Annotated in this window: 14 protein-coding genes; 3 read left to right on the top strand and 11 right to left on the bottom strand. The window is 52.7% G+C overall.

Features of this window, described 5'->3' with window-relative positions; translation table 11 throughout:
* The 5 genes from K5905_RS14365 to K5905_RS14345 all read right to left on the bottom strand — a co-directional run.
* Positions 1 to 696, bottom strand: a 696-nt coding sequence (locus K5905_RS14365; RefSeq protein WP_297585064.1) for an amidohydrolase family protein, incomplete at its 3' end; no start/stop codon positions are given.
* Positions 697 to 785: 89 nt separating this feature from the next.
* Positions 786 to 1,157 carry an MmoB/DmpM family protein gene (locus K5905_RS14360; protein WP_297585061.1) on the bottom strand — a complete coding sequence of 124 codons (372 nt, stop codon included), beginning with the start codon at positions 1,155 to 1,157 and terminating at the stop codon, positions 786 to 788.
* A 17-nt stretch (positions 1,158 to 1,174) separates the two neighbouring features.
* Positions 1,175 to 2,239 carry an aromatic/alkene monooxygenase hydroxylase subunit beta gene (locus K5905_RS14355; protein ID WP_297585058.1) on the bottom strand — a complete coding sequence of 355 codons (1,065 nt, stop codon included), beginning with the start codon at positions 2,237 to 2,239 and terminating at the stop codon, positions 1,175 to 1,177.
* A gap of 51 nt (positions 2,240 to 2,290) precedes the next feature.
* Positions 2,291 to 3,349, bottom strand: a complete 1,059-nt coding sequence (locus tag K5905_RS14350; protein WP_297585055.1) for an NADH:ubiquinone reductase (Na(+)-transporting) subunit F — start codon at positions 3,347 to 3,349, stop codon at positions 2,291 to 2,293.
* A gap of 85 nt (positions 3,350 to 3,434) precedes the next feature.
* Entirely contained in the window at positions 3,435 to 5,099 is a 1,665-nt protein-coding gene (locus K5905_RS14345) for an aromatic/alkene/methane monooxygenase hydroxylase/oxygenase subunit alpha (RefSeq protein ID WP_297585052.1), read from the bottom strand.
* Positions 5,100 to 5,815: 716 nt separating this feature from the next.
* Here K5905_RS14345 and K5905_RS14340 point away from each other — a divergent pair.
* On the top strand, positions 5,816 to 6,763 hold the full coding sequence (locus tag K5905_RS14340) for a hypothetical protein (RefSeq protein ID WP_297585049.1): 948 nt from the start codon (positions 5,816 to 5,818) through the stop codon (positions 6,761 to 6,763).
* A gap of 17 nt (positions 6,764 to 6,780) precedes the next feature.
* Here K5905_RS14340 and K5905_RS14335 read toward each other — a convergent pair whose 3' ends face one another.
* From K5905_RS14335 to K5905_RS14325, 3 genes are read right to left on the bottom strand one after another with little or no spacing between them, the layout of a single operon-like run.
* Positions 6,781 to 6,969 (bottom strand): hypothetical protein, encoded by a 189-nt coding sequence (locus K5905_RS14335; protein ID WP_297585047.1) that lies wholly within the window; start codon positions 6,967 to 6,969, stop codon positions 6,781 to 6,783.
* An 11-nt stretch (positions 6,970 to 6,980) separates the two neighbouring features.
* Positions 6,981 to 8,117, bottom strand: a complete 1,137-nt coding sequence (locus tag K5905_RS14330) for a hypothetical protein (RefSeq protein ID WP_297585044.1) — start codon at positions 8,115 to 8,117, stop codon at positions 6,981 to 6,983.
* Positions 8,110 to 8,397 carry a hypothetical protein gene (locus tag K5905_RS14325; RefSeq protein ID WP_297585041.1) on the bottom strand — a complete coding sequence of 96 codons (288 nt, stop codon included), beginning with the start codon at positions 8,395 to 8,397 and terminating at the stop codon, positions 8,110 to 8,112. The genes K5905_RS14330 and K5905_RS14325 overlap by 8 nt, the downstream gene beginning before the upstream one ends.
* A gap of 54 nt (positions 8,398 to 8,451) precedes the next feature.
* On the opposite strand from K5905_RS14325, the gene K5905_RS14320 reads away from it, so the two are divergent.
* Together K5905_RS14320 and K5905_RS14315 are read left to right on the top strand one after the other, a co-directional pair.
* Complete coding sequence (locus K5905_RS14320; protein WP_297585039.1) at positions 8,452 to 8,721, top strand: hypothetical protein; 270 nt, start codon at positions 8,452 to 8,454, stop codon at positions 8,719 to 8,721.
* A 437-nt stretch (positions 8,722 to 9,158) separates the two neighbouring features.
* Positions 9,159 to 9,554 (top strand): VOC family protein, encoded by a 396-nt coding sequence (locus K5905_RS14315; RefSeq protein WP_297585036.1) that lies wholly within the window; start codon positions 9,159 to 9,161, stop codon positions 9,552 to 9,554.
* 59 nt (positions 9,555 to 9,613) lie between these two features.
* On the opposite strand, the gene tal is transcribed toward K5905_RS14315, so the two are convergent.
* From tal to K5905_RS14300, 3 genes are all read right to left on the bottom strand, one after another.
* Positions 9,614 to 10,576, bottom strand: coding sequence for a transaldolase (gene tal / locus K5905_RS14310; RefSeq protein WP_367186966.1), 963 nt, complete (start codon positions 10,574 to 10,576; stop codon positions 9,614 to 9,616).
* A gap of 63 nt (positions 10,577 to 10,639) precedes the next feature.
* Entirely contained in the window at positions 10,640 to 11,302 is a 663-nt protein-coding gene (locus K5905_RS14305) for a nucleoside/nucleotide kinase family protein (protein ID WP_297585031.1), read from the bottom strand.
* A 61-nt stretch (positions 11,303 to 11,363) separates the two neighbouring features.
* On the bottom strand, positions 11,364 to 12,332 hold a 969-nt coding region (locus K5905_RS14300), incomplete at its 5' end, for a mannitol dehydrogenase family protein (protein WP_297585029.1).

The following is a 12,332-nucleotide window of genomic DNA, read 5'->3' as shown; positions in this document are numbered from 1 at the left end:
ATTCGTCTCCTGCGTCGCAATCCAGCAGAAATCATCCAGGCGGGGCAGACCGCAATGCTCGATGATCCAATTCAGATTCTGGAAATCGGTGGCCGCGTGATCGACATCGTGAACATCAAAGGCGTCCTTGTTCAGCGGGATGATCGTCGGCCCTTTGTGAACATGGATGTTCTTGATGCCGAGCTTTTCGCACAGCTCAAAACACTTGTAGGCAGCAGGATCGTTCAGCGCCCACCCTTTGCTGTCTCCGTTCCATTCAGCGGTGTACATCTTCACACCCTGAATATCGAAGTTTTCCTTCATGTAATGGATGTATTCCAGCGCCTTTTCACCATCGCGCGGATCAAACGAACCATTGACAATAAAACGCTCCGGATGACGCGCGGCCATGTCCGTGCTGCGTTCGATGCTGGAGAACCCGTTCTTGTAGAAGTCGTTGAGATAGGTCGACTGGATGATCGCCATGTCATCCGGACCATCCACGAACAGATCTCTATAGACATCGTCAGCAGAGTATTTTTCGAATTTGCTTTTCTCCCAAAGCTCCGTTTCGGGGCTCAGGTTGGTGTGATAGGCATAGAAACAATCAATGAACTGTTTCCCATGCACGTTCGCCTGATTTTCCGGGCTTCCGTCCCAAAAGTGGGTATGGCCGTCGAGAACAAAGATTTCTTTCCCGTCTTTGGTTCTGTACATCATGCTCCTCCATCATTTTACTTGGTTTACTGGTAAGAAATACTCGCCGCAGATCTGCTTCAATACTTTGAAGATCTGCGGCGACTTCGTTACTCGATGTATTCGAACACATCGTCCATGTTGCCGAAGAGGATGACCGTGTTGTCATCCACGCGGACCATCCGGCCGTAGTGGGTGGAGGTGTTGACCTCGAAGATTTCCGCGGTCATTTCGCGCCCCAGGAATTCACTGATCTCATCCATCTTGAAGATAAGCTTTCCTTCGCCATCGATGCGAATGGTGGCCGGGTTGTAAGTGACGGTGACCTTGGGATCCTCTCCCATAAACTCGGCGATCGCGCGTGCCTCGACACTGTCGTTCATGGTCACGCCGCACTGGTGTGAGACCGTCTGCTCGAACTTGATCTCGTCCATCGATTTGAAGATGTTCTGTTTGGACGCATCGCGTGCAATATTTGACATTTGGAATACTCCTTGGATTACCGGCTGAGACCGAGTTCGCCGAGAATCTGGCCAATTCGCTCTTGCGAAACGGCTTTGACGTCCTCAAATGCGACGGGTTTCGAATGGGGCTGTGACCAGATCGGCTGCAGGGCATTGACCGCCTTGTTAGCCAACGAACCATGTTTGGCGATCCAGGACTGGAACAGGTTTCTGTTGTGATCTGAGTGCTTTTCGTCGTTGATCAGCACGTACATGAGGTCGATCGCGTTCGCGAGATTGCGCTCGTAGTCCGCCTCGGCAGCCGAGATCACAGGCGGTGTGATGAAGTCGTTGTTGGCTGCCGCCACTTGCATGAAGAACCCGGAACGAACGAGCTCGCCGACCAGTGGTTCGAAGATGATGTTGATCGCAAAGTACTGCTCGAGATAATCCTCGCTGCCCATGATGGTTTCGATTGCTTCACGGGTCGGTTGCCAGATCGGATCTTCCAACCAAGTTCTCTTGCCAAGCTCATCGTCCCATCCATCGATATCCATGCCGATTTCAGCGAGATATAAGGTGATGTCCTGCGTCAGGCGCATCTTGTAGCTGGAGTTGGTCAGCGTGGCGTTGTTGATCATCTGGGTGTAGCCGTAACGCTGCGCCTGCATCAGCGACGTTCCTAGCCCAAACTCCGCATGTTTCCACGCTCCCAGATGTGCCTGCAGTATTCTGCACCAGGCCTGGTCGAAGGCGGTATGCGCTCCAGCCTTGCGTGCGTTGGAGATCACATTCTGCACCATGGTCACGATTTTGGATTGACGCTGATAGTGCGTGCGTTCCCATTCCTGATCCGGAGCCCGGAAAGCATGCCAGTTAGAGCTGAGTGCCGCGGTGTTGTCCTTTTGATAGGCACCCCCGCCCTTGCCACCCTCAAATTCGATGATCCAGTTTTGGATCAAATAACGATCAGGATCAGGTTGCACATCAACCGTCACGTCCTCGTAATGAGTTGCCCGTTTCCCGCGTGGATCGAAATAGTTGAATTTACGGCTGCCTGATCCAACAAATGTTGCCGCTCCCGCAGCTCCGGATCCGACTGAACTTGATGTTGCTACCATCGTAGCCTCCCTCTCTGAGATTGCTCATTCCACTAGCGATCGGCCCGTTTCTCAGTGGGCCGATGAACCGGAAGTTGGAGTGAATTTGTCGAAGAAAATGCGGTCCGTATCGAAGTCATGCATGAACAGAACAGGTGTCAGGGCATCGATCATCGGCGGCGGGCCGCATGCATAAACATCCCCTTCACCTTCGATACCGAGTTCTTTGAGATGACGGTCGACACACTCGTGAACAAATCCGCGTTCGCCGGACCAGGTCCCATCCTCGTCGGCATGGCTGAGAACCGGAATGAATTCGACAGACGGGTGCTCGTCCGTGATCTTCGAAATCTCGTCCAGCTTAAAAAGGTCTTTGCGCGAGCGTGCGCCGTAGAAGAAGTAGACCGGACGATCCTCTCCACTTGCCAGGTGATCATTCAGGATCGACCAGACGGGAGACATCCCGGAACCGGCGCCGACTAGGATGAGTGGTCCGTCTCGTCCTTCTCTGCGGAAGCACATTCCATAGGGACCCGTGACCCTGACTTCGGCTCCGGATTTGATGCCACCGTCATCGAGTTCATTGGAGAATTTTCCATTCGGGTATTTTTTGATGATGAACGCGAGATTTTCGGTTTCGCTCGGCGGATTTGCCATGGAGAACGACCGTGTAATCGTCTCCCCCGTTTCCGTGGTGACCGTGATGTCGACATACTGACCCGCCCAGAACTTGAGCGGCGCATGGAGTTTCATTTGAACGCCGCGAATATCATGCGTTAGCTTCTGAAAATCGACGATTTGACCACTGTATTCTTTAACCGGGATAGATTTGGACAATACCTCTTCATCATAATTCAGAAGTTCAAGTTCAATATCACTGTAGGCTAACGTGCGGCACATCAGTAAATGCCCGCCGTCACGCTCCATATCGTTCAGTGCGAATGTGGAATAGCTCAACATCTCGGTTTCACCGTCGAGCTGGACACATTTGCACGCCGAACATTGGCCTTCCTTGCACCCGTGGGGCAGCGCAATTCCCTGGCGGAAAGCGGCGTCGAGGATCGTTTCGTCCTCCTCCACTTCAAATTCCACACCTACTGGCTCCAGCCGGACATTGTAGGTCTCTGACATTTGTTCAGTCTCCGTCTTCCGAATTGCCGTGATGTCATTTCACGGACCGGGGAGAACGGAGGCCATTTCTGGCCTCCGCACTTTCTTAGTTGCAGGGATTGATGGTGAAGCCCTTGCGATACTCGGCAACATGCGCGTCGCGATCGGCATCGGACATGGCCCGCAGTGCCTTGAGCGGTGAAGCCAGCTGATGGCCACGAACATGCTCAAGTTTCCACTGATCCTTGTCATGGAAACGCAAATGCGGTTGCGGGGTAAGCGTTTCACCGTCTTCACGGACGAAGTTGAGATCCTTGATGGCATCAGCCAGATCCCAGCCGTCATAAACAGTTTCCCATTCACGCTTGCCGGAGAACTTGCCCATGGCAGGCGTCGGACGTCCCTGATACTCGTCGGAGAAAGCCTCAACGGCGGTCCAACGGTCGAGTTCGTGCGCAAAGGTGTGCCATTCGCCGTCGATCTGGTCGATGACCATGTCTTCACGGATCAGGCAGGGTACCAGGCAGGACCAGCAGCGATGCGGATATGCGTAGCCGGTTTCCTCGTTGAAGGTGATAACCTTTTCACCCGGCTTGCTGAGTTTGGCGTACCATTTCCAGAATTCACCGAATTCGTCGTACCAGCCCGGATACTTGTGCTCGAACCACTCGAAGTCTTTTTCCGTCTGGCTATCGATCCGCCAGAAGTTCAACGGCCAGCCAACTGCGAAGAACTGGGCAACCTTGTGCACATACTTCTTGTCGGTAATCCGCCTCCAGGCTTCCTGGACATCGTCGTGATGGATCTTCACGCCGTATTTTTCAAGCGGCAGCATGTAGGTCCGATAGTAGTCTTCGAAAATCCAGCGGTGCCACATTTCCGCGTAGGATTCCTTCTCCTTTTCACGGTTGGTCGTTCCGTATTCGATAAACGTACCGATTGCAGCGTCAACGATGGCATGGTTCTGCCAGAACGCGTAACGAAGGTCTCGCTCGAGAAGCAGATGGTTTTCCGGCTCTTTCAAGGCCGCCATCAACAGGGAATGACCGTTGCCGATGTGTCGGCTTTCGTCTGATTGCACGGACAAGAACACGGTCGGCAGAGCATAATCGCCGTTTCGTGCAGCTTCCGACGGCATCGCCACGAACAGGGTGTTGGTAAAGGCCGTTTCGGCAACAACTGTCAGATACATGCACGCGGCGGTCATAGTGTCGCCGGTAATGAAACCTTCCCCGAACTGCCGTCCGATCGTGGTTGCGTAGCACTTGCCGAAGGCTTCTTCGGTAATATCGAATCCGGCCGGATCGATATAGTTTTCCATGTACCATTTCTTCAGGTTCATCTGGATCGTGGAGTGACGAAACTCATCGACCATCTGCATGGTAAAGCCGGTGCGAAGATCTTCACCCGGTGCCAGACGTGCGACCATCGACATTGAGCGAGCTGCGGAAATTTCCGGGAACGGGATGATAGCAAGAAAGAGTTTCATCCACTCGATCCAACGGGGTTCCACATTACGGAACATGTCACCGCGAAGAGCGGCATCGAGTGCACCGTAAACCCGGTTGTCTTTTTCTTCTTCCATTGGGAAATAAGAACGAAGCACTTGCTTCATCGGATCCCGCGGGGCCTTGGTAATCTTGTAATCCGTCGGAAACGTTGAAGCTTCCTGGACGTAGGTCGGGTTCCAACCGAGATCGGAAATTTTCTTTGTAGCCTCTCCGACGGAAATTCCCCGTTGGGAGGTAATCTTGTTCAACGTAATCGCCATACCTTGAGCCTCCTAAAGCTCTAGCCGGTAACCCGGCCGGTGGTTGGCAGCAGTTAGCTGCTGAGAAAGCCAATCCGAAACGTGGAGGCCGAAGGAATTGGATTTCCACGACCGCACGGGATCAGACAGATGACGGCAAAGGTTGAATGGACTCGCATCGCGTTGCGGGTCTTCCGGAAACGCACTGCTTTTGCCGGCTGCTGGCAAAACAGTGCTTAACCTCCCAAATCCTTCGTTCTTAATGGCCCCTTTGAGCCAGGAGCGCTGTGTTGTGCCCTGTTAATTGCAAGGGAGAGTCCAGTTTCGGAAATATTGAAATTTTTCCATGCAGAAAGTTAGGTATTTCCACGTATACTATTGATTTTTCTAAGTTTATTTTTTTAAAAAAAGTTGTCTGAATTGGAAGAAAATCCAAATTACTTTCTTATGCTCAGTCAAGCAGACAAAAACATGTTGCAGAAATTTACACTGATTTACATGACTGTCCGAAATGCCTGACACAGCCGAAACACAGTCTTGTCAGTTGCTTCAACATTCTCTTGCAGCAATTCACCCGGCCCTGCATAGTTCTTGTCTCGCTGAGACGTGCGTATCGCGCATAGACCGCATGCCTTCAGTCTCGTATTCGTTGAAATACGGTACGAAAACCAGGCTGCCTTGTGCGCATATCGAATTGCAACCCGGTATGCTGATATTCCTAAACCAGAGGCGGTCTGGTGAACTCACCGGTTCTGAATGAAATGGCTTTTGAAAGAACAAGTTCGTTCTTGAGCAGTTATCCCGGCGCCTCGCCGCAATTGATTGCAAGAACCCAACAGCTGTGGTCAGCAAAAGGTCTCGACCTTGAGTGCGTCTGGCTCCAGACCATTGGTTCCTTAAGGGGATTTCGGGTTTTCGACACTCCCAGAACCGATGTCAGCAGTGCGCCAATGGATGCGTTTTTGCTCTTCGACCAGGCAGTCATCTGGGTTGCCTCACTCCATTCAGCAAGCAATTGCGTTGAGGCACTGCCTGAAACGCAACTTGACCAAGCACAGTGGTCCAGCCTTCAGGCTGTCACCTATCGGCTGTTGGAACAACTTGATGCGATACGCCTGCTGTTTCTCACTGATTTGCCGATCCCGTCCATGCAGATCGCCCGTTCGATTTCGGAAGATGCGGATATGGCACTTGCGTTTTTGATCCGTCGTAAACTTGCACGTCGTTTCATAGCTTGCGGTTCGACTGAGGAAGCGAATGAATTCTGGCGGCGCCACATTGCGGGAGGCCGGGCTTTTCGCGTGGTGGCGGACAAGCTTTATGAGGTCGGTTTGGATTATGGCGCACAGGGCGATTATTCAGACTGGCGCCGCAATACGCTGGCAATATTGGGAACTGCCGCTCATACGTCTTTTCGCAGACGACCAATTTCCAAATCGGTCGCGCCCGGAGATGTGCAATTCAACGAGACCCGTGACTGCCTTGAATTCGTAACGTTGCGGCTGCACGAAATATGTGCGTATTCAAGTGTTCTTCAGGGACGGTTATTGCAGGATCTGGATGCCATAAGGACAGAAAGATCTCTACAGCATGACAAGTATGTTCTTGCTGCCTCGGCAGCGGCAATCGGTGAAATCACAATAGAACACTGGCGCCGCACCGTTGCCGAAGAATCCTCCGGCTGACCGGCGCGGCGCAACGATCAATGTCGGCTTTCTGCGGTCGATTTCGGCTCTCCGCGCGCAATCCACTGAGCTGCCATTACCAAAGCTCCCATGGCAAAGTCCTTGCCGTGTTCTTCGATCATCTCTTCCGACAGTTCAGAGATCCGCCTGAAGAAACGATCCTTGCTTTCCTCTTCAGGCGACAGTTGCTTTTGCTCTTCCTGCATTTTTTCCTCCTTTAAGCTTGCTTGAACATCTGGTCCGGGAACGTGACAATGCTGCAATTGCCGACATTGTCGCCTACGGACAAATGCTTTCCATCAGGAGACCAACTCAATGTCGTGACAGGCTCGTTCGGGGCATTCCTCAACAGCAGCTCATCCGGTTTTCCGATACCCGTCACCATGATCATTCCGTTCTGATAACCCGCAGCAACCAACGCTTTTGCCGGATGCGCGGCGATCATGTCGATCACGACGAAGCCAACCTTTCCCGATGCCAAAGGTGTTCCGGGTTCATCGCTTTGCGGCAGATCCGATGCGGCCCACCCCACCAGACGGAAAGCTCCCGAGGCAACAAGCGCGTCGCCCTCCTGACTGAATTCGGCGCAACGCACCTGCTCTGGAAAACTGTCAATTCGTTGCACGGATCCGTTTGAGCAATTGACGATCAGCAGTGCTTTGTCCGCACATCCGCAAGCGATAAAAGTCGCCGCGCGATTCCAGTTCATTGTTGTCACATCACCTTTGCAAACGCCGCTCCAAAGGAGTTCCGGCATCTTCGAGACGTCAACGATCGAAGCTGTTCCAGCCCCCCAGGCTGCAACTTTGCCACCGTCCTGGTGCATCGAAAGGCAGGTAACCGGATGCGCCAATTTTAAGGAAGTTGGCGGTCCATCATGGCCAGTTTCCAAGACGAAGATTTCATTCGCACGAGCAAAGACAAGGCGTTCACCCGCGAGATCTCCAGCAAAAGCGGTGACAGGACCGTTGCCCGACGAAACCCGTTCGATGACGTGACCGCGTGCCGTGACCTGGCACACAGTGCCGTCTTTGCAAGCGAGAACGAAGCCCTGCTCGCCGCACCGGGCAAAGGGAAGATGCGTCACGGCAGTCAGATCCGGCATGACCGGTGCCATCGGCTCGATTGTCCGGGGACGGATAGACGCCCGCCCGGTTTCCTCGTCTATCGAAGTGCGCCGATCCGGCGATTCCGCGTCCGCAGTTCGCACAATTGCCAATTTCCCGGAGGCAAGCAGAAAACCGGCAAATTTTCCGTCTCGACTAAAAACGGAGTGAATCGCCTCATTCTCAAAAGACCAGGACATTGCCAACAGTTCAAATGCAGACAGTCCCCTTGCGCTTTGTTCATTCATGGCGTTCCCCATTTGAGTTCTTCTCTGCCAGTTTTTTGTCGATGCGATCCAACTTCGCATGCAGTGCGTCCACGAGAGCGGCATTGGCCTCTAGTTCGCATATGGCGATCTTTCGGCCATCGACGTCGTTAAGTTCCATTCCCGCTTTCAGAGCCAGGAAATCGGCCCCACCTGTAAGCTGTAGTAGCCGGTGATGTTCGGCATTGGCGGTCGCCAGTTCCTGAACAACACTCATCCTTTGCCGAAGCAGTTCATCGATTTGCTGTGATTGACCGGACATCTTTTTCTCCTATATGCACCGGACTGCAGCAGGTGAGGTTTGGAGGAAATTTTCATGCATTTGACAGCGGCAAGACAATTTATCTCGGCCGTAACCACCGCTGGAAGGGATGTGCTGGGCGACACCCATCCACTGCTCAAAAAGATCGAAATCGCTGAACGTTCGCTCGACACGGATGGACTCAGAGGGATCCAGGAAGACATCGACGCACTGCCGGAGCAGACCCGTGACGATCTTCTCAAAGCGGTGCACAAACACATGCGTGAAGATCTGTCGATGATATGGAACCAACTTCCGATGGCTGGCAGCAACAACACTCATTAGACGACTAACCTTTACCCTGCCAATTTGCATCCCCGTCGCGATACTCATTTGCATGACGAAGCCTGCCATTCTGGCAAACACCGACCTGAGTTTTTTGGAGTTCGGCGACAGCACCTTGCCAACGGGAAGAAATCAACCAGAGCGCTTCCCGGTAAAACATAATAACAAATTGACACAATCTGAAAACAACAAACAATACCAAAATAAAAATTATATATTTTTTCAAGTTTATTTACAGATGTTTGAAATATAACATTACAATCTACGGAAAAAACTGTTTCAAAATTTTACAATTATCTAAACTTAGCATATTTTCGCTTTATAAATTTAAAAATAGCTTTGAGTTTTGTACATTGTAGTATGAGATTACTACCAACTCTGATGTCCGACAATGTAAGCTGATCCAGTCGCAACAATGCCCAAACTCGGATGGACCCATGGCCAAGGCAATCCACAGTATGATCCGCGTGCTTGACGAAGCGCGGTCCATTGATTTTTACCGTCGTGCCTTTGGTCTGGAGGTAGCGGACAGGCTGGACTTTGAAAGCTTCACGCTGATCTACCTGCGCAATGCGGAGACCAGCTTCGAGATGGAGCTGACCGTCAACAAGGGGCAGACCAAGCCATATGACCTCGGCGATGGATACGGACATTTAGCCGTCTCCGTTGAGGATCTGGAAAAGGAGCATGCCCGTTTCAAAGCTGAAGGTCTCAACCCCAGAAAGCTTGTCGAATTCGCCCCTGCGGGAGAATTGGTCGCGCGCTTTTTCTTCGTCGAGGATCCTGATGGATATCAGATTGAGGTACTCGAACGATCGGGACGGTTCCAGTAAACACAAGCATTCGACCGGTGGCCTATTCAGTCTGCCCCACCTTGATGTTTCTGCACAGGTTAGAGAAGCCGGGTGCTGGTCGCTTTCATGCGGTCAGCAATCAGATTGACAAGCTGCCGGTGATCAGCATCGAAATTTCGAATTCCCTGAGCCAGCTTTTCAGTCGCCATGGCATCTGAGTTTAGCAGCCAGCGAAAGCGAGTTTCATCCATTTTCAACGGTTCCCTGTGTGTGACCCGTGAAGGGTCAAGCGCTCTGACAAGGTCTCCTGTGTCGCTGCTCATTTCTTCCAGCAGGTGTGGTGCGATCGTCAATCGGTCGCAGCCTGAAAGTGCCTTGATCTGGGATGTTGTGCGAAACGACGCAGCCATGACGATCGTGTCGACCCCGTTCGACTTGTAATAATCATAGATGTTGCGGACAGACTGGACACCTGGATCTTCTTCGGGAGCCATCGTGTTCAGACCGCCGTTCGCCTTGTGCCAATCCGTAATGCGGCCAACGAACGGTGAAATAAGAAAAGCACCGGCGCTGGCGCAAGCGACGGCCTGCGGCAGGCAGAATACCAGTGTGAGGTTACAATCTATGCCTTCATCCTGAAGGATTTCAGCCGCCTTGATACCTTCCCAAGTGGCAGCAAGCTTTATCAACACTCGCTCCTTGTCGACACCAATCGCATTGTAACCGGCGATGATTTGCCGGGCCCGTTCGACCGATTTCTCCACATTGAAAGACAGACATGCATCAACTTCAGTCGACACGCGTCCGGAAACTGAACCTGACAATTCCGCGCCAATCGCAACAGTAAGGTTTTCGCAGACATGTCTGGGAGAAAGGCCAGTCCTGTGCGCTCGCTCCACTTCCTGCGAAATCAATTCATCGGAATTGGGATCTTCGAGCGCCTTGAGGACAAGTGTCGGGTTGGTTGTGCAATCCACAGGGTTCCAATCCCGAACCGCACGGACATCGCCGGTATCCGCCACAACTATGCTCATCTCTCGCAGCTTATCGAGTACTGACATCATTATTTATCTCCGATTGGAAAAAAGCTTGGCTGTTGGTGGGCCCCAGTCCGCGACGGCAAATCAAAAACGCAAGAACTCACTTTGTGTCACCTGGGCCTTGAACGCGTTTTCAGACGTTCGAATGTTTTTCAAGACCAGTTCTGCATTGGGTATGTCGTTGGCGCGGGCGCGAAATTCTGCATCGCCGCGTTCCAATCCATGGTCCAGCCAGCGCTGAATCAGGCGATCCTCGAGACAGGTCAATGGCGCGTCGAGAAAGATCTCCAGGTCGAAAAGCGGTGCCAGCCTTCGCCACGGCTCCTGGTTCAGCATGAGATAATTTCCCTCTACAACGACCATTTCGGTCTCGGGTCTGACCACTCCGGCCGCTGCGATTGCTAGATCGCGTTCGCGGTCGAATAATGGATAGTAGATCGGGCTGCGCTGCGTTCGGGTCCGATTGAGCAGGCAGTACAATCCGTCGTAATCAAACGTCGGAGGCGCTCCCTTGCGTGCGCTCAAACCAAGAGACTGGAGTTGGCGATTGTCGAGATGAAAGCCATCCATCGGGACGACACACGCTTCGGCGGTAATGTCCTTGCGCGTATTGAGTGTCGCAATCAACGTCTCGCAGAATGTTGTTTTCCCGGTTGCAGGTGGTCCTGCCACGGCAACCAGCAGACGCCTGTCTGCTCTGTGTTGACTTAACATTGCGTCCACTACGCAATCGATCAGTTCTGACATCAGGCCAAACTCCCTCTTCTGCGGCAATCACACGACAAAATGCTTCTGTTCACATTCGGACTCATGCGCTCTTGGTGTTTTTAGCCAGGTAGACGCTCAGCGCAGTTTCCAAACCGTCGTCCCAGATCATCGATAACCAACGCGCAAATGGATCTGCGAACTCTGGATCGTGTCGCAGCTCTCCATAGATCTGAGACAACTCAAGCCAGGATTTGGGAGAAAAACGCGCCGCTTGAGCCATTTCAAAAAGAGAATCCCAGTTCGGATCATTGGGCTCGATGACACTGCCATCTGCACGCTTACCGGCACACATGAATGCCCAAATGGCTTCGGCAAGTGCCAGACCATCGACAGATGCTGACGCTGCCAATGCCTGCCGGACGGAAGGCAACAGGAAACCAGGGTGCCGAGACGAACCGTCAAATGCCACACGACGCACCGCATCAACAATCGCGGGATTTGCAAATCTTTCGGAAATCAGGTCGACATAGGCCCCGGCGGTATAATCTGGAACCGACGGTACCTGCGGTACAATTTCCTCGAGCGCGACCTTTCGAAAAAACGCACCAATCAGCGGGTGGGCCATCGCCTCGGCGATGGATTCAACCGACAGGATCTCGCCCGCATTCGCGAGCAGCTGATGTCCCCCATTCAAAATCCTGATTTTCATGGTTTCGTAGGCATGCACATCGGAGCTGAATGTCACGCCAACCTTTTCCAGCGCCGGCCGGCCGGCACAAAATCTGTCCTCGATCACCCATTGCCTGTGCCGTTCATGGGTAACAGGAACCAGATCCTCGATGCCGGTACGGCGGACGGCTTCGATTTCCTTTGACCCTGTCGCGGGGACAATGCAATCCACCATGGAATTTGGGAAACTGCAGGACTTTTCAATCCAGTCCGCCAGTTCCGGATCGGACATTCGCGCAAGGGAAACCACGGCTTGGCGGAAGACTGTCCCGTTCCCCAGAATGTTGTCGCAACTCATTCCGGTGAACGGTCCAATTCCCTTGTCCCGGCGGGTCCGAAG

Origin of the sequence: Roseibium sp. (assembly GCF_025698965.1) — a bacterium.
GTDB lineage: Bacteria > Pseudomonadota > Alphaproteobacteria > Rhizobiales > Stappiaceae > Roseibium.
Note: the sequence above shows the minus strand (reverse complement) of the source record. Positions and strands in the feature narration are given on the sequence as shown.

Coding starts and splice junctions, on each gene's coding strand:
- K5905_RS14360 (WP_297585061.1), bottom strand. CDS start 1,157: ATGTCAAATATTGCACGCGATGCGTCCAAACAGAACATCTTCAAATCG.
- K5905_RS14355 (WP_297585058.1), bottom strand. CDS start 2,239: ATGGTAGCAACATCAAGTTCAGTCGGATCCGGAGCTGCGGGAGCGGCA.
- K5905_RS14350 (WP_297585055.1), bottom strand. CDS start 3,349: ATGTCAGAGACCTACAATGTCCGGCTGGAGCCAGTAGGTGTGGAATTT.
- K5905_RS14345 (WP_297585052.1), bottom strand. CDS start 5,099: ATGGCGATTACGTTGAACAAGATTACCTCCCAACGGGGAATTTCCGTC.
- K5905_RS14335 (WP_297585047.1), bottom strand. CDS start 6,969: ATGCAGGAAGAGCAAAAGCAACTGTCGCCTGAAGAGGAAAGCAAGGAT.
- K5905_RS14330 (WP_297585044.1), bottom strand. CDS start 8,117: ATGAATGAACAAAGCGCAAGGGGACTGTCTGCATTTGAACTGTTGGCA.
- K5905_RS14325 (WP_297585041.1), bottom strand. CDS start 8,397: ATGTCCGGTCAATCACAGCAAATCGATGAACTGCTTCGGCAAAGGATG.
- K5905_RS14320 (WP_297585039.1), top strand. CDS start 8,452: ATGCATTTGACAGCGGCAAGACAATTTATCTCGGCCGTAACCACCGCT.
- K5905_RS14315 (WP_297585036.1), top strand. CDS start 9,159: ATGGCCAAGGCAATCCACAGTATGATCCGCGTGCTTGACGAAGCGCGG.
- tal (WP_367186966.1), bottom strand. CDS start 10,576: ATGTCAGTACTCGATAAGCTGCGAGAGATGAGCATAGTTGTGGCGGAT.
- K5905_RS14305 (WP_297585031.1), bottom strand. CDS start 11,302: ATGTCAGAACTGATCGATTGCGTAGTGGACGCAATGTTAAGTCAACAC.